Raw genomic sequence first — 23,257 nt, 5'->3', positions numbered from 1 at the left:
AGGGTGGCTGCCTCTGCGGGGCGTCGGTATGGTCGGCGGTATGGCAACCAAGAAGTACACCGTGACGCTCCCCGAAGAGCTGGCCGAGGCCATCCGCGCCGAGGTCGGCCCCGGCGGATTCAGCCGCTACGTCACGCACGCCATAGAGCGCCAGCGGGAGCAGGATCGGTTGGGGGAACTCGTCGACTGGATGGAGACGGAGTACGGCCCCGTCACCGATGAGGAACTGGCCGCCGCCGAGGCCGAACGCCGCGAGATCGAACGCGCCCATGCGGAACGAGCACGCGCGGAACGAGCAGCCGAGCAGCAGGAAGCCGGGCAGGCGGCGTCTCGACACCACCGGGAAGCCGCATGAGGGGCGACGCCGTCTACCTGCTCGACTGCGAGGGACTGTCGCAGACCGTGCGCGGGGCAGCCGCCATGAAGGGCAGGCTCAAGGCTGCCCATGCGGTCGGCATCCGCGTCATGACCACCTCCATGACACTCATCGAGGCGTACGACATGCGCACCTACCTCCCGGCGTGGCATTGGGCACTCTCCCGCATCCACGTCGAGGCGGTGACCGAGGAGATCGCCAAGGAGGCGATCGACCTGCTGAAGGAGGCCGGTCTCCACGGCCACAAGTACGCCATCGACGCGGCCCTGGCCGCCGTCGCACTGCGACAGCCGGGGCCGGTCACCGTCTTCACCTCCGACGAGGACGACCTGCGCAAGCTGTGCGGTGACCGCGTGGTGGTCATGGGCCTGTGACGGCCGCCGCGACCACTGTGGGCTGAGCATGTGCTGTCCTCCTCGTCGGGTGTCCGGTGGCGGGTGGGACGGGGTGGGGGATGGGCGGGCGCGGGCTACTTGTTCGCGGCCGCCCGTCGTCCCCGGGTGGCGGCCGGGGGACGCCAGGCACGCAGGTCGTCGTCGGTGAGACCGTGCTCGCCCTGCAACTGCTGGCGGTAACCGGCGAAGAAGTCCGCCGGGGAGCCGCTGTAGAGCATGTCGAACTCGTTGTGCCACTGGTACAGCCACGGCTGCAGCTCCAGCAGGCCGGCGAGGAACGGGGTGATCTCCTCCGAGGTCAGCGCGGTGTTGGTGAAGTACGTCGCCAGGGCTTGGGCCTGCTCGCGGTGATCCCAGCCGGCCCAGCCGTACAGCTCAGGGGTGGCGGCGTTGGTCTGCCCGTAGGAGATGAACCGCTCCTTGGGCACGTCCAGCTTGCCGCGCGCCTTCCAGTAGGAGGGGCGCAGGAAATCGGCCGGGGTGTACTTCGGCGGTACAGGAATGGAGTCCCGGATCTTCCGCTTGGCCGGCTCGTCCGGTGCGGCGTCCTCCTTGCGCTGGAGGTCCCACACCTCCTCCCAGTCGGCGCGCTTCTTCAGCCCGGCGGGCTTGTAGCGCAGGGCGGAGAGGAACGGCACGTGCTCGTCGGTGATCAGCTCGGCGACGACCTTGGGGAGATCCTTACGGGGCGCATAGAGCTTGGCAACGGAGACGAAGTCCTCGTCGCGCGAGAGGGCGTCGGTGAGGCGGGAGAGCGTGAGGATGGTCGGCTGACCGTTCTCGTCGAACCAGTGGTCGCGGTTCTCCATACGGTCGAGCAGCCAGGAGCGGAGAGCTTTCTCCTGGAGTGCGTCCCAGCCTTCGGTGGCCCAGCGGCGCTTGTACTCGGGCCGCTCGACCATGCCGATGGCACGGTTCGACTCGATGGCATTGATCCGCTTCTGGACGACTTCCCTGTAGGCGGTGGGCCAGTGAGCGGGGATCTCCGTAATGGGATCGAACTGGTGGTTGTGGTGATGGAACCACGAGGTGTTGACCTCGCCGCGTTCCCTCTTGCGAGCCAAGACGATGGCAAAGGCACGTTCAGCCGAGGCGATCACAGGGGTGTCAGCAGCGGAAGCAGCGATCTCGCGGTCGAGGAGGCCGTACAGGGCGTACACCTGCCAGTCTAGTTCTTCCTGAGTGGCAATCATCCGACCACGAATGGACTCCCACTTCCCTCGACCCTCACGCAGTGTCGCCGCTGTAGGGACAGCGGTCGATACAATGACAGAAGGGCTAGTAGCAACCAGCTCCTGAGCGAGATATTCCATGGCAGAAGCGAGCGTCGTGGGGAAATAGGAAGGAATCGGGAATTCTTCCAGCTTGGTTCCAGTGAACTCGAATCGATGCTCCCAAGGTTCATCGGCTCCTGCGACGTCCGCGCCAGGTCGGCCCTTGTCGTGGCTGACCTGCCGAAGCCAGAATCCAGCAGTGGAGCTATTTAGCAGGCCGAGCAACCGCAGATGCTCTTCCTCGCTCGCCCCCTCTCGCAGCTTGATCACCGGCGCAGAACGGTTGAAAACCTTCCCGCCCCGATCCAGCACGAAGTGGTTGTGCGTCGCCACGAACGCGAACGTCAGCGACAACGGGGTTCGGTAGCGCTCAGAGACCCATCGGTACCATGCCCACCACGGCTTCCCTTGGTCCTGCTGCGTCTTTCCATCAAAATCCGTGGTTGATCGCAAGTGACCACGCACTTTCCACAACCACCGTCCCCAAGGGCTACTTTCGTCATACGGCAGTGCTTTGAGGTCAGCGCTGTACGGAGCAATTGCACTCTCGACGGCATCCACACTCCAGTCGCGTACAGCTTCTCCGATAATCAGGGGGCGTGCAATCGCAGCATCAACACCCTGACGCCGCAGCGCATAGGGGTCGCTAATAAAGGCATCGTCCTGGCCCGGGAAGCTGGCGAAACCGATGTCGCGCGAGAGCTCTGAACGCAACTGCCCGACGGCACCCTTCTCGATGGACGAGTTCAATTCCAGACCGCCGTCGGCCAGGATCCAAGGCTGCTTACCGAAGTAATTTGCTCGTGACAGATCATCCACAGACACCCACTGGCTCACCGAGCCAGGCTTGTCGATCTGCTCGACGATCGCCTGCCATACCAAGCCCTCCTCGGCGTTCTTCGGCGCGGAGGGCTCACCCTGCACACTGCGAACGGTCCGGATGACTGGCGAGCGCCCGTCCCCACCCCGCTGCCTGCCCACGAGAATGACCGTCGGCGTTCCGTGCCCTGGAATGTAGGCACCCGACGTGTCGATAACCTCAGTGAGCTCCACCGTGTGCCCGAAGTACCCTTCGATGAGCTTCGCCCCGAACTCCCGCTTCATGAACGAGTTCGCGGTGATCTGCCCGACCATTCCGTAGCCGCGCCCCTGGGCGTCGCCGCGCTTGGCCAGTTCGAAGAACCGCTGAGCGAACGGCACCGACAGCGCATACTTGCCGGAACACGCCGGGTACAACTCCCGGTAAAGAACGTTGAGCTTCTTGTCCTTCACCGTGATGTAGGGCGGGTTCCCCACCACCACGTGATACCGCCCTGGCCGCAAGATGTCTGGGTGCTCTTGCACGTCCTCCGTGGCGTACTTGAACTCAGCCAGCTCGTTCGCGAGGTCCTCGTCTATACCGCCGAACAGGTTCTCCTGCTGGGAACGGCGGGACTTGATGAGCGAGTCCCCCACTGCCAGGTTGATCGGCCACTCGTACTTGGCCGCCTCCGCCAGCGTCTTTACCCCGCTCACCGCCATAGCCGCAACCAGCAGCCGGAACCGAGCAATAGCCACAGCGAACGGGTTGACGTCCACCCCGTGCACCGAGTCCAGCGCTTCCCGCACCCGCTCGTGCACATCATGCCCAGGCTGCCCCTCCCCCCACAGCCGCACCAACCGCCGAAACGCCCCCAGCACAAAGTGCCCCGACCCGCACGTGGGGTCGATCATCTTCAGGCCCTCGTAGCCGAACTCTCGGACCGCCGGGTTCATCGTCCGGTCGAGGATGAACTCCTCCACGAACTCCGGCGTCTGGAGCAGCGCGTACGTCTTCCGCGCCACCTCGCTCAGGTCCTGGTACAGGTCACCCAGGAACCGCGTGTCCCAGCCCTCCGTGCCGTCCTCGTTCAGCGGGTCCGTGAAGTCGTGGACGAGGACGCCCGCCTCGTCCCTCCCCCGCCAGAACTCGACCAACTCCCGCGCACCGTCATGCGACAGCGGGATCTGGTACAGCGGGTTGTGCCGCTTGTCGAACAGCAGCCTGCCCGCCTGGCCCGCGCCCAGTTCGTCGAACGCCTTCTCCAGCCAGCCGCGGTAGGTCGGGTCGTCCTCCGCCTCCACGTACGCGTCGTACCGCGCCTCCGCCAGCTCCCGCCGGTCGCCGTCCGCGCCCGTCAGGTACGGCTCCGGGATCAGCCGGTTGTCCTCGCAGAACCGCACGAAGACAGTCCCCAGCACCCACGCCACCGCGACCTGCGTGACCCGCTCATCGAGCCACGAGTTCCACGTCGCCGCCGTACGCCCCAGCTTGCGCGCCTGGTCGTACTCGGCGCGCAGCCGCGCCCCGACGTCACCCAGGGCCTTCACCTGCTTGCCGAGGTCGGTCTCGACCGCCTTGACCTGCTGCTTCAGGTCGTCCAACAGAGCCTTGCGGTCGATCACTTCACGTCTCCCTCGACACCACGAACCACTACCTTGCCGGACCCCCGGTGGACGTTGTCCACCCACATGTCCGGAAGCTGAATCCACTCCCCCAGGCCGGCCTGGTACGGCACGGCCACCTGCCCGAGCCTCGGCTCACGCGCCGGGTCGCTCTGGGGGACGAGCAACCACAGTCCGCGGCCGCCCCGCCGGGCCGCCGAGGCGAGCCGGTGCAGGACGCCCATCGCGTCGTAGCGGGCGAACACCCCGGCCTCCGTCAGCAGCACCGGGCCGGTTCCGGACCCGGACCCGGCTCCGAGCCGTTCCTCGATGCGCGGCGCGACAGCACCCCACGCCGTCTGGGCGTAGTCGGCGAACCGCAGCGCGCCCGTCGAGCCCGGCTTGGCGACGTCCGCCTTGAGCAGCGTCTCCCACGTCGGTTTGGTGCCCGGCGTGACCTGGGCGTGCAGGGCCTCGATGAACAGCTCGGTCACCGAGACGGCCTCGGCGCCCAGCCGCTCCGCGCCCAGTTCGCGTACGGCGTCCCGCACGAGCCGCTGGCTCACGGTCAGCACCCGGTAGCCGTCCCGCCGCGCGGACGCGACCAGCCGCTCCTCCGCGCGCACCGCGCTCGCGAGCAGCGGATCGTCGGCGTACCGCGTCACCGCGCCCGTACGCGTGGACTGCCGCCAGGCACCCGTCGTGAGGTAGCTGGACGCGTCGTCCACCCGCGTCGGCAGGTAGCGGAGCGTCTTCGTGTCCTCGCGCGTCCCGAGCGACAGCTCGAAGCCGGCCTCGCGCAGCGCCTTGGTCAGCGGGCCGGCGGTCGGCAGGTCGTGGGTCAGCCCGCCGCGGCCGTCGGGCACCGCCAGCTCGGGGAAGCGGGCCCGCAGCCGCTCGTGGACGTCCTCGCCGGTCAGGCCGGGCTGGCGGCCCTCCGGGACGCCCGGGATCCAGCGCACCAGACCGGCCTGCGTGAGCCGCAGCGCCCGTACCAGCGACAGGTCGCGCGGGTAGATCTCCAGGCGCGGGGTCGCCGCCGCGTTCACGGAGGCCGCGGCGGCCAGTTCGACCATGCGGCGCTCGTCCCAGTCGACAGTGCCGGGTGGCATCTGCACTGCGCCCAGCTCCGCGAGGACGGTCGCTGCCGTCGGCAGGGTCTCCAGCCCAGCGAGCCGGTCTGCCGCGCGGCCGAGCTTCGTCGCGTAGTCGAGCAGTCCCGGCGCCGTTGGAGTGTCCGGACCGTCGTCCTCGCGGACATCCAGGGCCAGCAGGCCCGCCCCCAACGACTCCTCCGTCGCCTTACGGTTCGGCTGGTGCTGGAACTCGGCCTCGTCCGGGACGAGTTGCTCGACCTCGACGACGGCCCGTACCGCCGCCAGCGCCAGCGCCCGGCGCTGCTCACGCCCGGCGAGCTGGCTGCCGCGCCGGACGGCGAGGGCGTCCGCGATCTCCACCGCCGACGCGACCCGGCCCATGCCCGCGAGCAGTTCGAGGATCTCGGAGCGCAGGGCCTGGACCGCCCGGTCGGCCTTCCAGCGCTTGCGCTCCTCCTTGAGCATCTGCGGGATGCGGCCCGCGCTCAGGTGCAGCGCCGCGGCGACGTCCTTCTGCTTCGGCCAGACGCCGATCTCCGGCAGCAGGCCGTGCTCGTCGGGCAGGCGCAGCAGCAGCCGGACCATCTCGGCCTTGTTGCGGTTGGAGCCGTTGTTGTTGACGACCGGGACGAAGATCGTGGCGAGGGCGTCGAGGCTGATGGAGCGCAGGGCGCGCGCCGACAGGCCGCCGGCCGCGTCGCTCGTCGCCAGGGTGTCGGCGAGGGCGGACTCGGCGGCGGAGAGCTGGTCCAGTTCCTCCCGGGCCTCGGCCCGGCCCTCGGGCGTGAGCGGCGAGGCGGGCGTCTCGCGCAGCTTCTCGCCCCACTCGCGCTGGCGCTTCTGCACCTCGTTGCGGGTCTTGGCGCCCAGGCCGGGAGCGTTGACGAGCTTGCGGCGGCTGTAGTCCAGGAGCCCGCCGACGGTGGTGATGCCGAGGCCGTAGAGGAAGGACTGGGCGGCGCCCGTGAGGCCGGAGACGGTCAGCGGGGTGTCGAGGGCGACCTCGGCGGCGAGGCGGTCGCGCTGCTGCTCGGCGGTCTCCGGCTCGGCGTCCGCGATGACACCGCGCTGCACCGCCTCGCCGTCGGCCCCCGCCTCGGAGGTCGTCGTCGTGTGGCGTGTGCGGTGGCTGGAGGGGACGGCCTGCGAGGCGTCGAGGAAGATCTTGCGCCAGGCGTCCCGCATGGGCTTCAGCTCGGGGAACCGCTTGCTCGCGTCGCGGTGCAGGGTCTTCTGGAAGAAGGCGACGAGCCCGTCCCGTACGGCCGGGTCGAACGCCTCGGCGGCGATCGTCGGGTACGGCCACTCCTTCGGGTCCGTCATCCGGGGCAGCACGCTGCCGTCGCCCCACTTGGGCAGCTCGCGGCTGGCCATCTGGTGCAGGGTGACGGCCACGGCGTACCGCTCGGCGTGGGAGTCGTAGGAGCCGCGGGTGATGACGTCGACGAACGGGTCGAGGTAGCCCTCGGTGCCCGCGTCGGTGCTCCTGGCGGGGTAGCCGGCGAGCGAGAAGTCGATCAGGACCAGTTCGCGGGTGCGGTTGGGGCGGACGCGGATGGCGATGTTGTCCGGCTTGATGTCGCGGTGCCAGACGCCCTCGCCCTCCAGGAAGTCGACGGCGCCGAAGAGGTAGTCGCCGTACGCCTCCAGCTGGTCGACGGGGAGCCGGCCGTCGTCGCGGAGCTGGCGGGCCACCGTCTCCTCGCGGCGGCGCGGGACCTTCCGCTCGCCCGCCGCGTCCGCGCCGTCGTCGCGCTCGTCGCCGACGTACTCCAGCGCGAGGACGGTACGGCCCGCGATGCTCAGCGGTTCCGGTTCGGCGAGGCGGATGATGCCCGAGTGGGGGCGCAGGCGGCCCATCACGTCGGCCTCGCGGATGAGGATGTCGCCGCGGTTGTCGGACAGGGCGACCTTCAGCACGGCCAGCGGGCGCGTCCTGCGCGCCTCCGCCTCCAGGTCGCGGACGAGGAAGGCGCGGCTGGTGGAGCCGGTGCCGAGGCGGCGGCGGACCTCCCAGCGGCCGGCGAGCACGTCGCCGGGGACGGCGTCCAGCGGGTCCTTCTCCGGGGCGTCGGCCGCCTCGGCGGCGGTCTCGGCGGCCGGGGCGGTGAGGGAGTCCTCGACGACCTCCAGCATCTCCAGGAAGTCGTCGACGCTGTGCAGGCGCTGGTCCGGGTTGTAGGCGGTGGCGGCCTGCACCAGCTCGTCGACGTCCTCGGACAGGCCGTCCACCAGGGAGCTGGGGCGCAGGCCCTCCCCCGCCTCCAGGCGGGCGCGCAGTTCGGCCTGGCTGGCGGCCGGGGCCTTGCCGGTGGCCAGCAGGTAGGTGAGGACACCGAGGCCGTAGACGTCGAGGGAGACCGGGTCGGGGCGCAGGGCGGTCAGCTCGGGGGCGAGGTAGGGGTCCTCGTCGTCGGCGAGGTGCATCGCGGACAGCGCGGTCGGCGCGAGCCGTGTCGCGCCCTGCCCCTGCGAGGAGTCGCCGGTGCGCTGGGTGGCGATCTGCCAGTCGGAGATCTTCAGCCGGGGGCTGAGCCAGGCGGCCTCCTCGCCGACGGCCCTGCCGGGGCCGCCGTCGGGGCGGGGCAGGACGTGGATGGAGCGGGCGGCCAGGGCCCGGTGGTGGATGCGGCGGGCGTGCGCGGAGCGCATGGTCTCGGCGAGCTGGCGGACCAGGGCCATCCGACCGAGGATGTCGAGCTTCTCCCCGTACTGGACCAGGTACTCGTCCAGCTTCATGGTGCGGTCGTCGTAGTCGAAGACGAGGGCGGGGCCCGAGGGGTGACCGGTCGGGAAGTACTGCCGGTAGGAGACGACGCCGGGGTGGCGGAAGCGCTGCAGGACGGCCGCCTCGCGGCGGGCGGCGTTCTCCACGGACTGGCGCAGGGAGGCGTCCGAGCCGCGCTCGCTGAGGTAGACGCGGACGCGGGCGCGCTCGGGCAGCTCGGTGTGGGCCGCCTTGTAGTCGGCCCACGTCTGGCCGGAGTCGAAGGGCGTGCGCTCCAGCTCGTAGGGGCCGACCTTGTACTGGGCCTCGCTGCGGCGGATGCCGATGCGGTCCAGCGCGGTCTTGATCTCGCGGGAGTCGATCGCGGTGATGCGGCGCCGCTCGTCGCGCGGGGGCTGCCCCAGCATGTCGACCAGCTCGGCGACGGTGTGGACGCCGTTCTGGTCGTGGGCGGGCAGCCGTACGCGCAGGGCGTCGTCGGTGAAGCAGACGGCCTCACCGACCCACACCCGGCGGGCGCCGTGGCCCTGGCCGAGCAGGCCCGCCAGCTCCTTGGCCTTCTTGTTGACCAGGTGCAGAGGGTTGCCGTGGGTGCGCCGACGGCCGCCGGGGGTGGTCTGCACCCAGGTGCCGTTCTCGGAGGTGACCGAGCCGTGCCAGTCCTTCAGCTCGATCATGTAGACGCCGCCGGGCGCGACGACCAGCAGGTCGACCTCGCGGACATGCCCGGTGTTCGCGGTGAACGTGAAGTTCGACCAGGCCCGCCAGGGGTCGGAGTCCGGCAACTGCTCGCGGATCGCCTCCAGGCCGCGGTGTTCGTGATCGAACTCGGACTCGGTGACCGTGACCCACCGGCCTTCCCGCATGCCTGTCCCCACTCGTTCCGTTCCTCTCAGGCCCGCCGTTCCCCGGGGTCGGGCCTGCCGCTGATCCTAATGGTTGCCTGATACATGGGAAGAGTCCGTGAAGGACGGGACTATAGGACATTCGACCCAAACGAAAGAAACGGCCCGTTCCGCCTCCCGTCGACGCGGGCGACAGGAGCCGCCCGGTCAACGACCTGTACGGGCAAACCGTCCGTCACGTCGCGCTGTAGGCGAGTTCGGCCAGGGCGAGCGCCTGCTTCAGGGTCTTCTCGTCGCGGATCTGGATGCTCACCCTGTACCGGCGATGGCCGGTGGTGAGCCGATAGGCGTCCGGTGCCGGCTCCGCGATCTCGTCGCTGTGCTGCAGACGGAAGTTGATCAAGCCTGTGGACGCGAAGGCGTAGGCGAAACCGCCGTACTGGCTGCCCTTGCGGCGGAGGCGGAGGTAGCCGGAATAGTCGAGGGGATCGCCCTCCTGCCACGTCTTGCGCTTGATGCCGTGCGCTCCGACGCTCTCCCAGGAGCCGGCTTCCGCCATGAAGTCGATGAACTGCTGCGCGGCGGGGTTGAAGGCGAGCTGCGTCTTCACCGTCTCCTGCCCCTCGTCCGCGACCCCCGGCACGTCACCCTCGACGTGCCATCCGAAGTCCGCGAAGTCGTCGCTGTCGGGGTCGGCGACCACCCGGGGCGTGCGGCGCGCGGTGTCGGCCGTGTCCGGCTGCTGCTGGAGGAGTTCGCGGACCACCTCGGACGCGTCGAGTTCCTGCGGCGTGCCCTCGAAGCGGAAGTAGGTGAGCTTCACGGGTCCCCTCCCGTTATACGAACCGTGTCCGAGCGGACACACTACGCCCGACGGCGAGCGCATCAACACCGGTCGCCGGTACGCGTACGGATCAGACCTCGATCGTGAACGTCACGAACCGGGTGCGGCAATCCCCCCGCTCCCCGAACCGGCCCCGGCTCAGCCCCGCGTACTCGCGCAGCGCCTGTCGGGTCGGGCGGGCGCTTGCTGTTCTGGCGTCGTCGACAGGGTCCGCCCGTGACGTACATAGTGACTCTCACCTCGATCCAGATGGCCGAGAACGAATCCGACTGGCTCCTCACGGAACGCTTCACGAAAGGGCTGCCTACAGGCCTCGACACGTCAGACACCGGTACCCGGTTAGCGTTTCTGGTGTGCGACAACCGGACGCATCCCACGAACAACAGCCGTGGGGAGTTCTCCGAACACGGCCGCTTCATCACCTGGGTCGGATCGGTTCAGCGCTTCAACACCGTGGGGCCGGTCGACAGCAGCATCACCATCGAGCCCATGCGCAGATGTCCGCGGCCGGTGCCTCTGGACGGTCCCGACGGGATCTTGGCCGCCCTTTCACCGACGCACCGAGCGCACGTGGAACAGGCCCTATCCGGAAGCGCGGGACACTGCGGCATGACAACCTGGCAGGCTCTCCAGGAAGCGCTCCTGAGGAGTCACCCCGAGCTGGCCCGGTACATCGAATGGCTGCTGGCCAATCTCGACCCGGTCCGCTTCGACGTCGAGGACGCTGCGGACCGTGCGTGGCAGGAACAGAGGGACGCGGCTCAGTCCCTCACCCGGGTGACCGATTTCCCTCACTCCGCGCTGTCGGCCTGGGGGCGCCCCGCCTCACGGGACGCGCCGTACCCCGCGGGGCTCATCCCGTGACCCCGTGGAGAACAGCCTGATCGACCACGACGTACGGGCCGGCCTGGGCGGCGAGGCTCCCCTTTTCGACGACTGGCGACGCCTCAGTGACGTGCGATGTGACATTCACGTGCTGGAGGACTCCACCGGACGCCGCCTCGAGGTCGTCAACGTCAATGCCACTCCGGTCGAGAGCCGGCTGGGCACGGACATGATCTACTACCACCACCCCACCCACAGTTTCGTCCTCGTCCAGTACAAACGCCTGGGCTCCCGGAACAAGGAATACCGGGTGAACAAGCAACTCCTGGACCAGATGGACCGTTTGGAGCAGGTTGCAGAGCTCAGTTCGAAACCTGCACGCTCCCACGAGTGGCGCCTCTCCCAGGACGCGTGCTTCCTGAAGTTCGCACACTGGCGGGACGCGGCAGTTCCCACCTCAGGGCTGGCCCACGGCATGTACATCCCCCCTCTCGTACGCCCGCGTTCTCCTGAACGACGACTGCACGCTCGGAAGTAGAGGTGGGCGCATCTTCAGCTACGAAAGGGTGGGCCGCTACCTCGTCGGCTCGGAGTTCGCGGAGTTGGTGAAGCACGGCCTGGTCGGAACCGTGGGAACCAGTGTCGAGCAGTTGCGGGACTTCGGGCTGCAGCGTGCCCGCGAGGGGTACAGCGTCGTGCTGGGGTTCGAGACAAGCGAGGAGACGCCCCGTGCACGGGCCACACGCGCCCGCAACCGCAGCACGAAGAAGAGACCGAAGGTGAACTCCTGCTCCCCGCCCGCCTCGCAGTAGTCGTAGACCGACTCGCCAACGCTCCCGCCGCCCATTGGGGCAAACAAGGACGAGGAACTGGCCCGGCCCGTGTTCTTCCCTGCCGACGAAGTCCCCGCGGCTGTCCAGTGGGACATAGCGAGGGCCGCCCGCGCCCTTGAGCTCTACTCGCCGTTCCTCGACCGTCGGCCGGTCCGCACCTGGTCGGCGCACCTCGCGAAGCAAGTGGTGGACGGCGTTCAGGTGACGGTCAGGATCCGCGATCGGCAGGAGCAGATGACCAATGGGGCGGCGGAACGCGTCCAGGGACTGGTCACCGAACTGCGTTCGGTGACCGGCGGGTCGAGTTCCGGGAAGGAGAAGGCGGCGTGGAACCCGCGAACGACGGGCGCGGGGACGACCGGCGGAGCGGGCCGTACCGACAAGGAGCGCCTCTATCCCGAAGTCCCCTACGCGGACAAGGACGAAGCGAAGAAGCGGTTCGGCGCGCGGTGGGATCCCGGCCGCCGGAAGTGGTACGTGGACGCCGCCAAGGTCAGCCGCGAGCAGGCCGCACGCTGGCTGCCGCCGACGTCCTGACGTCCGCCGGAGTGCCGCACGCACGGCTGGATCGAGCGTGCCCGTCGTCCGTCGTCCGTCGTCCGTTGAGGGCAGACGTGCCACCGACACCCACCGACACGGTTGCTCACTCAAGCGACTCCGCAACTGTGTCTGCAGTAAGGTGACTTGTGCTGCGCATCCTCCCGGAGGGGTACGAGTGCGGAGTTCATGCGCCGCTCGGCGGCATGTGAGCAGTGGTGGTGAATCGCCGTGCGCATGCGCACGGCGTGTGAGTGGATGCCCGGTGGGCCGTCCCCCCACCATTCCTGCTCACCGCCGAGGAGTGGTCACGTATGGACCCTGTCGAGTACCAGCCTGCACGTTTCGCCCGGTTCCGTAAGGTTCTGGCGGACGTCGCCGTCAATGTCGTCGCCAACCTGTTGGTGACCGCCATGACGTCGGCAGCGCACCTGCTCTTCTGAGGCAGGCGAGTGGCGGGCGCCGGGGCCCGCCACCCCACCTCACGCAGACGGCTCAGAACAACATCATTTCGTTCTTCAGTTTGGCCTTGCTCTGTGCCCGCCGGGCCCTGCGGCTCCGCGTGGCCCCACTGTGCCGCGCGATCCTCAGCTCTGGCGGGATGGTCGACTGAGTCGGCCGGAGCCCGTGCACGTCGGTCTCTCCGACCAGTTTCCTGAGGTGTCGCCGGGTCTCCTCGTCGGTGGAGTAGAGCACGGTTGCCCGGCTCGCCCTGGTCAGCAGGACGTGGTAGGCGTGACGGACACAGCGGGCGAACTCGTCGTCGTCGAGCGTGCTCGTCCGCACCTTCGGGTCGAGCGATCCCGGTTTCGCCACCCGCATCACGTCTGCTTGCGGGTCCTTGCGCTGCTTTCCCCGCCGGAAGACCCAGCGGTCGGTACGCCAGACCATGTCATCGCCCATGATCACCCCGCACCAGTCCCACTCGAGCCCCTGTGCCGTGTAGACACAGCCGATCTGCCCGATGCCAGCATCGTGTACGGGCCAGATCCTCGACGGCGGCTCGCCGTTGGCGCAGAAGGACTCACTGGACGCGTTCCACGGGCGATGCCAGCCACCGATGCGCACGTCCTTCTCGAGGTTCTTGTTCTCGTCCGGTTTGCTCCAGGGCCAGCAGTACCCGGCCACCATCCGGGCGGTCGCGCCGGCCTCGAACTCGGTGCGGACGATGTGCTCCATCTCGTCGGGAGTATCGACGACCTCGATGTGCATGAGTCCGTCCGGGACCCACTCGTGTGCCTGCTGCGTCGACACACCGAGCAACGCTCGGACCCAGCGGACGTAGGCGTCACTGCCTCCGCACCTGTACTGCTCCACCAGACGGTAGTGGCGAAAGACCGCATGGTGGCGTCGCGCGGCGTCCTCGATGAGTTCCGCCGTACCCACCTCGTACGGGCGCACGGTCTGGCCCGCGTCGAGGAAGAAGACGGTCAGACGTGATGCGTCGAGCAGTTCGTCCACCTGCGGCTTGGTGCCCTGCTTCTCGGCGGGAAGACGCCAGTTGGTGGACCTGTCTCGCAGCCGGTGCGCCTCGTCGCAGATCAACACGTCCAGCGGCGGCTTCGGCGTTTGCACGAAACTGCTGAAGTACGCGAAGCGCTCCCGGAACTCGGCCTCGGTGTACCCGACGTTCTCCTTGATCGCGGCGTTGAAGGCCCGCGATCCGCTCGCGTACTTCACCGTTCGGCCGGCGGCTTCGAGATCGGCCCGTAATTGAAGACCGATGGCGCTTTTTCCGGTGCCGGCTCCCCCGGTGACCAGGAAGACGGCACGTTGGGGACGGGGGACGAGTGCCTCTCGGTCCGGGCGGTCAAGAATCAGGTCCGCGGCCTCGAGCACGTCGTCCGCCACCTTCCTCTGCCGTCCCCGCAAGGTGAAGACCGTGTCCTCGCCGGACGAGTTGACCATGGCGTCGAGAAGCGGCGTGTTCCGGAGGTTCATCCGGTGCAGGATGTACTCGGCCGCCGAGTAGTCGTCCTCGGCAGTGAAGTGACGCTGAAGGTCGAGCAGAAGCCTGGCCCGGGTGTCACTCGTGTACGTATGGGCGTAGGGGCCCGTGGGTGCGTCGACGCCGAGCAGTGGACGGACGGATTCGTCCGTGGCGTTGTGGAGATACGCGAAACCACCGCACTCGAACTGCAGCCCGTTCAGCGGACCTGTGGGCCCGGTGAACAGCGCGTGGTACTCACTGAGCTGAAGGGCGGGGTGTTTGACAGGATCATCGATCCCCGCCACGTAGACGAGATCAGCCGTGGCGGCCTCGACCCTCGTCACCGAGGACCACTGCTTCAACTCGACGAGCTGCACGGAAAGGGTGCCTTCCGTGGGGTGCCTTCCCACGAGCACCACGTCGATCTGCTTGTCCTCTCGCGGTCCTTCGGATTCGTCCACGGTCGGCGAGCATTCGACGATCATCTCGACGTTGCCGCGCCCGGCTGTCACCAGATCCTCTGCCAGTGAGACAAGGCTCTGGGCCCAGGCGGAGCGCTCTCCTTCGGAGGACTCACCTCGTCGGAAGTGCACCCAGCGGGCAGCCAGGTGCGGCACCAGACGACGGCGTGCGTTCAGAGCAAGCAAGTCCCGTGCCGACAAGCGCAGCAGGAGCATGGACACGAGGAGGTTCCCCCAGGGCACGAGTAACTCGTGCGGGTGGGGGCGTGTCCATGCAGGAAGCCCGTCGGGCCGCGACCGGTATCGGTGATCTTAGACAGGCTCCGACTCGTCCCGGGAACGACGAGCGCCTTTCGGCCTGTCCACGGGAACGGCATGGCCGAATGACGACAAACGCGATTGCCTTGTCGTCATTCGGAGGAGTCGTCACACCAGAGCCGACTTCCGCTCTGCGTCTCCCGCCAGTTCACGTAGCTTCGCCCGTGTCTCCGGGTCCGTCGCATACACGACCGTGCCGACCATGCCGCGGGTCAGCAGCACTTTGTAGGTGTTGCGAATCAGGCGGTCGACATCGTCGTCCGGGGTGGACCTCTTGAAGACCGGGTCCTTGGACGCCGTACGGTCCGTGATCCAGCGGTCGCCGCGCCAGACCAGGTCCGGGCCGATGATCACGCCGGACCAGTCGTACTCGAATCCCTGCGCGGTGTAGACGCAGCCGACCTGGCCGAAACCGGCCGGGTCGGTGGCCCACAGGGCGGACGGCGGTGCGCCGGAGACGGAGCGCTCGCCGCGCAGGTTCCAGGGGCGAGTCCAGTCGCCGATGACGACGTCGGCGGGGAGCGGGTCGCCCGGCTTGGGTTCGGGGGACCACGGCCAGCAGTAACCGGCGGACATGCGAGCGCCGTAGCCCTGATCCCGGCGGGCCTGGAGAAACTCCTCCATCTCCTCGGGGCTGTCGGCGACCAGCAGGTGCATGCGGTCGTCGGGTTCCCAGACCACCGGACCGCCGGACTGCAGGCCGAGGAGGCGAACCACCCAGCGCAGGTAGGCATCACTGCCGCCGCAGCGGAACTGGCTCTCCAGCGGTACGACGTGGCAGTCGAGACCCTGGGCCGCCGCGGCCGCCTTGATGTCCTCCACGGTGCCCATCTCACCGGGGCGCACCACCTGGTGCTCGTCGAGGAGGAAGACGGGGACGCGGGCGACGTCGATGAGTTCGTCGATCTGTCGTCTGCCGGTGCGGTGGGCGGCCGGGGTGTACCGGTTGGCGGAGGTCTCGCGGATGCGGTGGGCCTCGTCGCAGATGAGGACGTCGAGGGAATTCTGCTCGGCCGTCATGAAACTGTTGAAGTACTTGAAGAGGTCCTGGACCTCGCGCTTGCGCGTGCCGGCGACCTTGCGCATCGTCTTGGTGAACGACTGCGATCCGGTGGCGTGCAGGGCCGGGACGCCCTGCCGGTACAGCTCGCCGAGCAGGGAGAGCGCGATGACGCTCTTGCCGGTACCGGGTCCGCCGGTGACGACCACGACCTCCTTGTGGTTGGACCGCTTGGCCTTGCGTACGGCGTTGAGCACCATGCGGTACGCGACCTGCTGCTCGTCCAGAAGCACGAACTGCTCGCGCTCGCGCACCTCCTGGGCAGCGACCGACATCAGTTGCTTCGACGGCACGGTCCTGCCCGCCCGGAGTTCGTCGGCCGCGCGGGCGCCGGGGACCTTGTCACTGAACTTGGCGCGAAGGTGGTCGATGAACTCGCCGCGCCGCTCACCGGTGAACATCTGACCGCTGTCGTCGACTTCGATCGCCCGTAGACCACCTATGCCGAACTCCGTGGCGTTGTGCAGGTAGGCCACGCCGCTGACCCGGTCCGGGTGCTCGGCCACCGCTCCGTTGAAGTTGACGAGGTACTCGCAGTAGCGGCGCACTTGCTCGATGGGGTTGAGGACCGGGTGCGCGTAGGCGTCGATCCGGCACAGTGCCGGGTCGTCCTCGTCCGGCTCGGCCTGGCTCCACTGCTTCAGCTCGACGACGAGGTATGACGGTTCGCCCGTGGCGGGGTGTACTCCGGCAAGCACCGCGTCGGCGCGCTTGCTGTTCAGCGGGAGGGCGTACTCCAGCATGACCTCGACCTCACCGAGGCCCGCGTCGTTGAGCGCGGCAGCCAGGGCGGGGATGCTTCGCTCCCAGGAGCGGGCCTCCGCGGCACTGGGGCGGTGACCGTGCATATGGACGAACTGCTCGGTGAGGTGGAGGTAGAGCGAACTGTCGAGGGCTCGCGCGGCAATCGTTTTCGCGGACTCGCGGAACAGCAAGGACTTCCCCCAGGCAGCACGAAATGACTCGTGCGGGTGGGGGCGTGTCCTTCGAAACTCCACCGGAGTGGAGCGGAAGCCCGTCGGGCCGCGATGACGACGGAACAGAGATTACCCGGCGGTGCCGACAGTGACGCTGGTGGCTACCGGCCGAAGCCGAGGATCAGTACGAGTGATCACCAGCAACGAGCGGGCGACCGTCGGTGTCACCGAATGGACAGGAGACACGGGAGCGGAGCCCCTGAACCGGTCGGGCAGTCTCCGCGCTCCTCTACCCCCGCCGCGGCAGCAACAGCACCGCCCCGGCCGGCACCGCCGCCAGCACGACCCACGGCACGGCCGCCGGCAGGCCCCCGTCGAGCAGGACGCCCGTCCCCGCGCTGCCGGCCAGCACGATCACGCCGGAGACGGACGACAACGCGCCGGTGTACAGGCCGAGCCGCCCCTCCTCCGCGAGGTCGGGAAGCCAGGCGCGCGCGGCGGGCGCCACCAGCATCTGACCGAGGGTGAGAAGGACGACGAACCCGGCGGCGGGCAGCAGCCCCGTCGTCCCGGTCGCCCCGGAGGGCACCGTGAGGGCGACGACGCCGGACCCGGCGGAGATCAGTGCCAGCCCGGCCGCCATGGAGCGGTGCAGGGTGAGTCGCTCCCCCACCCACCGGGTGACCGGCAGCTGCGCGGTCACCACCAGCAGGGACGACAGCGCGAACAGCCAGGCCAGCGGCGTCTGGGAACCGGCGGCGCGTTCGACCTCGGCGGGCAGGGCGAGGTAGAGCTGGTTGTAGGCGAGGAGGTAGGCACCGTACGCGCCGCACAGCGCGAGGAAACGCCGGTTGCGCAGCAATGGCCTTGTGCCACCACGCACGTGGACACGCACGCGTCCGGGAACGTGCTGGGGCAGCAGCCGGGCGTGGCCCGCGAGGACCAACACGAAGACGCCGGCTCCGGCCAGGCACACCGCGCGGAAGTCGACCGCCAGCAGCAGTGCGCCGAGCAGGGGTCCGACGAACGCTCCGGCCTGCCCGGCGACGGTGAACAGTGCCAGGACGCGCCTCCGGGAGCCGTGGCCCGACTCCTCCCACGCCACGGCCTGCCGCACCACCTCGGACTCGACGGCGGGCGAGAACAGCGCGGCGGCGAACCCGATGAGGAGCACCGCCCCAACGACCGCCCAGGCCCGCTCGGCGTACCCGAGCCATCCGAACCCGGCGATGCGCAGTACGCAGCCGGCGAGCACCACGGGCCGGATGCCGTACCGGTCGGTGAGCGCCCCGCCCACCACGAACAGCCCCTGCTGGCTGAAGGTCCGCAGCCCGAGCACGAACCCGACCGTCCAGCCGGCCATCCCGACCGCCCCGCCGAGGTGTGCGGCGAGGAAGGGCAGCACGGCGAAGAAGCCGACGTTGAAGGCGAGTTGCGTGAGGATGAGGAGCCGCAGGAGCGGCGAGAGCCGGGCCCTTCCCCGCACCCCGCGCACGATCGTCGGTGCGATCACGTGACTTCCACCGGCCGGTCCGACGCGGCGGCCGGAGTGTCGACGCCCGTCCGAGCCGTCGCGGCCGTACGGCGCCGGGTCCCCCGTGTCCCGCCTCCCGACGCCGTCACCGCGAGTGCGCCCAGGAGGGCGAGGACGGCGGCGGGGGCGAGGACGGCCCAGGGGGCGCGTTCGGCGTAGGGCTGGTTCTCGGCGAGGAGCAGCCCCCACTCGGGGGACGGGGGCTGGGCGCCGAGACCGAGGAAGCCGAGGGAGGCCAGCGCGAGGGCGATGCCGGGCAGCCGCAGGAGGGCGTGGCGGGTGACGGACGGCAGGACGGCCGGCAGGAGTTCGCTTCTCAGCAGGTACATGCGGCCGGCGCCCAGCGCGCGGGTGGCGGTCAGGTGGAGGGTGGCGCGCTCCTGCCGCAGCAGCGCGGAGGTGTGCGCGGCCAGGGGCGCCCAGGCCACGACGGCGACGGCGAGGACGGGAGTGCCGGCGCCGCCGCCCTGGACGGCGGTGACGAGGAGCGCGGCGAGGACGGGCGGGACGGCGTTGACGGTGTCGACGAGCGGCCCGGACAGCGCGGACAGGCAGCCGAGCAGAACGCCGGCGAGCCAGGCGAGCGCGCTGACGGCGAGGGCGAGCAGCAGGGTGTCGATGGCACCGTGGGCGACCCGCGCGAGGACGTCCCGACCGAGGGCGTCGGTGCCGAAGGGGTGGGTGAGGGAGGGGGCTCGGAGGCGGGCGGCGGTGTCGAGGGCGAGGGGGTCGCGGGGCAGGCCGAGCATGATGACGCCGGTCAGCAGTAGACCGTAGGCAAGGGGCAGGATCCTGCGGACGGTCGGCCGTGGTGGCGGTGGCGGCCGGTGCGGGCTCTGCAGGGCGCCGTCGCGCAGCGCGGGGCCGATAAGCCGCCCGGCGGTGAGGCGTGCGGCGGCCGTGGTGACGGCGGCGAGGGCGACGAGCAGGAGGGTGCCGGCCTGGAGGACGGGCAGGTCCTGGGCGATGGCCGCCTGGAGAGTGGTACGGCCGAGGCCGGGTATGTCGAAGATCTGTTCCACGGCGACCGAGCCGCCGGTGAGGCCGACGACGAACAGCCCGAGGTTGGGCAGCAGTCCGGGCGCACAGCGGCGCAGCGCCTGGCGGGCGACGGCACGGCCGGGCAGTCCGCGGGCGGCGGCGGCCAGGGCCCAGGGTTCGGCGAAGGCGCCGGGGAGTTGGTCGTCGAGGAGGCGGCCGAGGACCGCGCCCGCGGGCAGGCCGAGGGCGAGCGCGGGCAGCACCGTCCACTGGGGGCCGTACCAGCCGAGGGCGGGCAGCCAGCCCCACTGCACGCCGACGACGGTGGCGAGCACGGACGCGGTGAGGAACTCGGGCAGCGCGGCGAGCACCGCCGCACCCGAGCGGCCGGCCGGCCGTCCGGCGAGGCGGCGACGGGCCCCGAGGCGGAGGGTGCGGGCGCACACGGCGGCGGCCGTGGCGAGGGCGACGAGCAGGGCCACCGCCATCAGCAGCAGTGAGACGCCGAGCGCCCCGAGCACCTCGGGCGCGACCGCGGAGCCGGAGGTCCACGAGTGTCCGGCGTCCCCGCGCGGCAGGCCGGCGAGCCACCGGCCGAGCAGGCGCAAAGGTCCTTCGTCCAGGCCGAGTTGGGCTCGGATGTCGGCGAGCACCTCGGGGGTGGGGTCACGGTCGGCGGACCGGGTCCTGAGCACCGTGAGCGCCGGGTCGGTGCGCGAGAGCCAGGGCAGCAGCCCGATCCCGCACACCAGCAGCGCGGCCAGTCCGGCGCGCCACAGCAGCGCGCCCACCCCGCTCCCCCTGCTTCCCCCGTTCCCCCTGCTGCTCATGGATCAGCGCCGCGTCCCGGTGCCGACGAGGGTGCGCTCGTAGGGGTCGAGGAGTACGCCGCTCACCCGGGGGCCGACGCCGGTGATGACGCGCTGGTGGACCAGGGGGACGACGGCGTCGGTACGCAGGATCGCGGCTTCTGCGGCCATCACGGCGTCCTGGCGTTCGGCGGTGTCGGCTGCGCCCTCGGCCTTCGCCACCGCCGCGTCGACGGCCTTGTCGCAGAGCTGGGCGAGGTTGTACCCGCCGCCGCAGGTGTGATCACCGGCGAGGACGGCGACGGGGTCACCGGTGTCGACGAGGGTGTTGCGGGCGAGCACGAAGGCGTCGAACTTCCCGGCGAGGGCGTCGCTCTCCAGCCGCGAGTACTCGCCCACCGTCAGCTTCACCGTGAACCCGGCCTTCTCCAGCTGCTGCTTCAACACCTGTGCCACTTCGGGTAGTTCGGGCCGGTTGTCGTAGGTGGCGAGGGTGATGGAGGTGCCGGTGGGCTTGCCGGGACGGGTGGCCCCGGTGGACGGCACGCGCTTGCCCGCGGCCCAGGTGACGGCGGGGCCGTAGATGCCGGCGCCCGCGTCGGCGTGGCCCTCGTACACGTTCTTCGCGAGGACGGAGGTGTCGACGGCCGCGCGGGCGGCGGCGCGCAGGAACGGATCCTTGAGGGCGCCGGACCGGGCGTTGAGGAGGAGGCTCGTGGTGCGGGTGGTGGCGGTCTCGCGATGGGTGCCCGCGTCGAGAGTGGCGGCCTGGGCGACGGGGATCGCCTCGGCGACGTCGATCTGGCCGGTGCGCAGGGCGTTGGCGCGGGCGGTGCCGTCGGCGATGAAGCGGGCGTCGATGCCGGAGGCCTGGGCGCGGCCGCCCCAGTAGTCGTCGAAGCGGTCGAGCCGGGCACTGGTGTCGCCCTCGACGCCGGTGAGTTCGAAGGGGCCGGTGGCGGTGCCCGCCGGGTCGGCCGTGCCCTTGGCGTCGTACGCCTTCGGGGAGAGGATCGCCAGGCTGGGGCTGGACAGGCGCAGCGGCAGGACGGGGTCGGGTGCTTTCGTGGTGACGCGGACGGCACCCGCGCCACCGGCCCCGGTGTCGGCCTGGGCCGTGAGGGTCACGCCGGAGAGCGCGGCCGGGGCGGGCCTGGCCTCGACGGCGTGGGTGAGGGAGGCGGCGACGGCGGCCGGGGTGACGTCGGTGCCGTCCTGGAAGGCGGCCTCGCGCAGGGTGAACAGCCAGGTGCGGTCGTCCTCGCGCCGCCAGGACGCGGCGAGCGCGGGGGCGGCGGCGCCGTTGGCGTCGAGCGCGGTGAGCCCTTCGGTGACGCCGAGCCGGCTGAGGATCGTGGCGTCGGCGCCGTACGGGGAGAGGTTCTCGGCGGGCGGGAAGGCGAGGGCGACACGCAGCCGGGAGCCCTCCTTCGCGTCGGCGGTGCCGCCGTCGCCGCCGCCGGAGGCGAAGCAGCCGGCGAGGGAGGCGGACAGCAGCGGGGTGAGCAGGAGGGCGGCGAGAAGCCGCGGGCGGCGGTTGAGGCTCATGGAGGATTACCGGCCTGTGAGGTGGGGGGTGCGGATCCGGGCGTGCAGGGGGATGTCGAAGTGCACGATGCCCTGGCCGCCGCCGGGTTCCCGACGCTCGTCGTGCACGACATTGCCGAGGGACCGCCAGAAGGCTTCGGCGCCTTCGACGGACGGGTCCGTGTGCAGGTAGACGGCCCGGTATCCGCCGTCGGCGGCGGCGAAGGCCAGCAGTTCGGCGACCAGTTGCCGGGCGAGGCCGCGACGCCGGTGTTCGGGACGGACGTAGACGCGGCGCAGTTGGGCGGTCGCGCCCGAGGGGTAGCGCTCGGCGACGTGGCGCGGGTTCGGCGGGTGCAGGGGCCCGCGGGAATCGAGCGCGCCGGTGCCGACGACGTGCCCCTCGCCGTCCACGGCGACCAGCAGCGTGTGCCGGGCGGGCACCAGGTAGGCGGCGGCCGGGTCGACGATGTCACCGTGCCAGCGGGGCACGTAGCCGGTGCCGAAGTCGCGGTAGACGGTGTCGAGCATGACGGCTCGGGCACCGTCGAGGTCCTCGGGGCCCGCAGGCCTCACGCAGTAGTCACGCACTTGCACATCATATGCATTAAGCCGAGCGCCTTGATCCACTAGGGCACCAGGGCACATCCCCGACCCGTCCGACCGTCTCCCGCCTCCCCCTCCCCCTCCCCGCCTCCCGCCTCCCCCTCCCCGGCTACTCGGCTCCCGTCGCGTCGACGAGTCGGACCAGGTCCCTGCGTCCGTATCCGAGCAGGCGGGCGCGGTGAACGGCCATCAGCAGCAGATGCGCGACGACTGTGCCGGGGTGCCCGTCCCGGTCGTCACCGAGCCACTCCTGCGGTTTCTCGACGCCCAGGCTGTTCATCACCAGCCCGTGCGCGCGACGGATCTCCGCCACGGTCCCCGCGACCGCGTCCAGGAGCGTCCGCCCCGGGCGCTCGCACTCCAGGGCGAAGCAGCCCCGGTCGACCGGTACGCACCCCTCCGGCGGACGCGCCCGCAGGCCCTCGTACCGCTCGTCCGCGAAACCGGCGGCCTCGAACTCCTCGTGCACCAGGGAGAACCGGTGGAAGCCGGGCGGAACCGGGGGCGGAGGCGGCGTGTACTCCCACCCGGCGTCCTCGTACAACCGCCGCTTGACCTCCTCCGCGTCGGCGTGGGTCACGGTGAGACCCGACCCCTCGTTCCGGCCGGTGGTCGTGCCGTCCGGGTTGCGACGGAAAGTCAGACCCATGTGTGCCCCCGTTTGCCGCGATGAAGGATGAATGCGTTGAACACGATGAGCGTGATGAACGCGACCGAGATGTCCTCGTCACTGGATCAAACGGGCCGCCGGTCCGAAGCGTGCCCGCCGCTGGTGACCTCACCCGAACGTGTGACCAGAGATGCCCGGGGTGGCAGGCGTACACAACCGGGCAGGGCCGCCCGGAGTTCGCCGGTCGACGACCGCGAACCGCTCGGACGGCCCCGCCTTCACGCGTACTCGGCCGGCCGCGTCCGTGGACCCGACGCGTGACGAGGACCGGCACCGGCACCCATGCT

At 70.2% G+C, this 23,257-nt stretch carries 17 protein-coding genes; 7 read left to right on the top strand and 10 right to left on the bottom strand.

Features of this window, described 5'->3' with window-relative positions; genetic code table 11:
* The first annotated feature begins 40 nt into the window (after window positions 1-40).
* Window positions 41-355 (top strand): hypothetical protein, encoded by a 315-nt coding sequence (locus tag AB0N31_RS21745; RefSeq protein ID WP_366060025.1) that lies wholly within the window; start codon window positions 41-43, stop codon window positions 353-355.
* Window positions 352-750, top strand: coding sequence for a hypothetical protein (locus tag AB0N31_RS21740; protein ID WP_366060024.1), 399 nt, complete (start codon window positions 352-354; stop codon window positions 748-750). Before AB0N31_RS21745 ends, AB0N31_RS21740 begins: the two co-directional genes overlap by 4 nt.
* A gap of 95 nt (window positions 751-845) precedes the next feature.
* On the opposite strand, the gene pglX is transcribed toward AB0N31_RS21740, so the two are convergent.
* From pglX to AB0N31_RS21725, 3 genes are all read right to left on the bottom strand, one after another.
* Window positions 846-4,469, bottom strand: coding sequence for a BREX-2 system adenine-specific DNA-methyltransferase PglX (gene pglX, locus AB0N31_RS21735; protein ID WP_366060023.1), 3,624 nt, complete (start codon window positions 4,467-4,469; stop codon window positions 846-848).
* Window positions 4,466-9,139, bottom strand: a complete 4,674-nt coding sequence (pglW, locus tag AB0N31_RS21730; RefSeq protein ID WP_366060055.1) for a BREX system serine/threonine kinase PglW — start codon at window positions 9,137-9,139, stop codon at window positions 4,466-4,468. The genes pglX and pglW overlap by 4 nt, the downstream gene beginning before the upstream one ends.
* Before the next feature lie 214 nt (window positions 9,140-9,353).
* On the bottom strand, window positions 9,354-9,941 hold the full coding sequence (locus AB0N31_RS21725) for a hypothetical protein (RefSeq protein ID WP_366060022.1): 588 nt from the start codon (window positions 9,939-9,941) through the stop codon (window positions 9,354-9,356).
* Window positions 9,942-10,211: 270 nt separating this feature from the next.
* Here AB0N31_RS21725 and AB0N31_RS21720 point away from each other — a divergent pair, with 270 nt between their 5' ends.
* From AB0N31_RS21720 to AB0N31_RS21700, 5 genes are all read left to right on the top strand, one after another.
* Window positions 10,212-10,826, top strand: coding sequence for a hypothetical protein (locus AB0N31_RS21720; RefSeq protein WP_366060021.1), 615 nt, complete (start codon window positions 10,212-10,214; stop codon window positions 10,824-10,826).
* Between the two features lie 4 nt (window positions 10,827-10,830).
* A complete protein-coding gene (locus tag AB0N31_RS21715) occupies window positions 10,831-11,325 on the top strand; it encodes a hypothetical protein (RefSeq protein ID WP_366060020.1) in 495 nt (164 codons plus the stop codon).
* Between the two features lie 28 nt (window positions 11,326-11,353).
* Window positions 11,354-11,599, top strand: coding sequence for a hypothetical protein (locus tag AB0N31_RS21710; protein WP_366060019.1), 246 nt, complete (start codon window positions 11,354-11,356; stop codon window positions 11,597-11,599).
* A 69-nt stretch (window positions 11,600-11,668) separates the two neighbouring features.
* On the top strand, window positions 11,669-12,157 hold the full coding sequence (locus tag AB0N31_RS21705) for a DUF5710 domain-containing protein (RefSeq protein WP_366060018.1): 489 nt from the start codon (window positions 11,669-11,671) through the stop codon (window positions 12,155-12,157).
* 314 nt (window positions 12,158-12,471) lie between these two features.
* Window positions 12,472-12,600 (top strand): DUF6408 family protein, encoded by a 129-nt coding sequence (locus AB0N31_RS21700; protein ID WP_366060017.1) that lies wholly within the window; start codon window positions 12,472-12,474, stop codon window positions 12,598-12,600.
* Window positions 12,601-12,652: 52 nt separating this feature from the next.
* On the opposite strand, the gene AB0N31_RS21695 is transcribed toward AB0N31_RS21700, so the two are convergent.
* The 7 genes from AB0N31_RS21695 to AB0N31_RS21665 form a co-directional block, all read right to left on the bottom strand.
* Window positions 12,653-14,764, bottom strand: coding sequence for a DUF2075 domain-containing protein (locus AB0N31_RS21695; RefSeq protein ID WP_366060054.1), 2,112 nt, complete (start codon window positions 14,762-14,764; stop codon window positions 12,653-12,655).
* Between the two features lie 210 nt (window positions 14,765-14,974).
* Window positions 14,975-16,861, bottom strand: coding sequence for a DUF2075 domain-containing protein (locus tag AB0N31_RS21690; protein WP_366060015.1), 1,887 nt, complete (start codon window positions 16,859-16,861; stop codon window positions 14,975-14,977).
* A gap of 271 nt (window positions 16,862-17,132) precedes the next feature.
* Window positions 17,133-18,356 carry an MFS transporter gene (locus AB0N31_RS21685; protein ID WP_366060014.1) on the bottom strand — a complete coding sequence of 408 codons (1,224 nt, stop codon included), beginning with the start codon at window positions 18,354-18,356 and terminating at the stop codon, window positions 17,133-17,135.
* Entirely contained in the window at window positions 18,353-20,188 is a 1,836-nt protein-coding gene (locus AB0N31_RS21680) for an ABC transporter permease subunit (RefSeq protein ID WP_366060013.1), read from the bottom strand. The genes AB0N31_RS21685 and AB0N31_RS21680 overlap by 4 nt, the downstream gene beginning before the upstream one ends.
* 3 nt (window positions 20,189-20,191) lie before the next feature.
* The gene (locus tag AB0N31_RS21675) at window positions 20,192-21,715 is read right to left on the bottom strand and encodes an ABC transporter substrate-binding protein (RefSeq protein ID WP_366060012.1); all 1,524 of its coding nucleotides are present in this window, start codon (window positions 21,713-21,715) and stop codon (window positions 20,192-20,194) included.
* A gap of 6 nt (window positions 21,716-21,721) precedes the next feature.
* Window positions 21,722-22,285 (bottom strand): GNAT family N-acetyltransferase, encoded by a 564-nt coding sequence (locus AB0N31_RS21670; protein WP_366060011.1) that lies wholly within the window; start codon window positions 22,283-22,285, stop codon window positions 21,722-21,724.
* 124 nt (window positions 22,286-22,409) lie between these two features.
* Window positions 22,410-22,949, bottom strand: coding sequence for a hypothetical protein (locus AB0N31_RS21665; RefSeq protein ID WP_366060010.1), 540 nt, complete (start codon window positions 22,947-22,949; stop codon window positions 22,410-22,412).
* Window positions 22,950-23,257 lie beyond the last annotated feature (308 nt).

The organism is Streptomyces sp. NPDC051051 (genome assembly GCF_040682975.1).
GTDB lineage: Bacteria > Actinomycetota > Actinomycetes > Streptomycetales > Streptomycetaceae > Streptomyces.
Note: the sequence above shows the minus strand (reverse complement) of the source record. Positions and strands in the feature narration are given on the sequence as shown.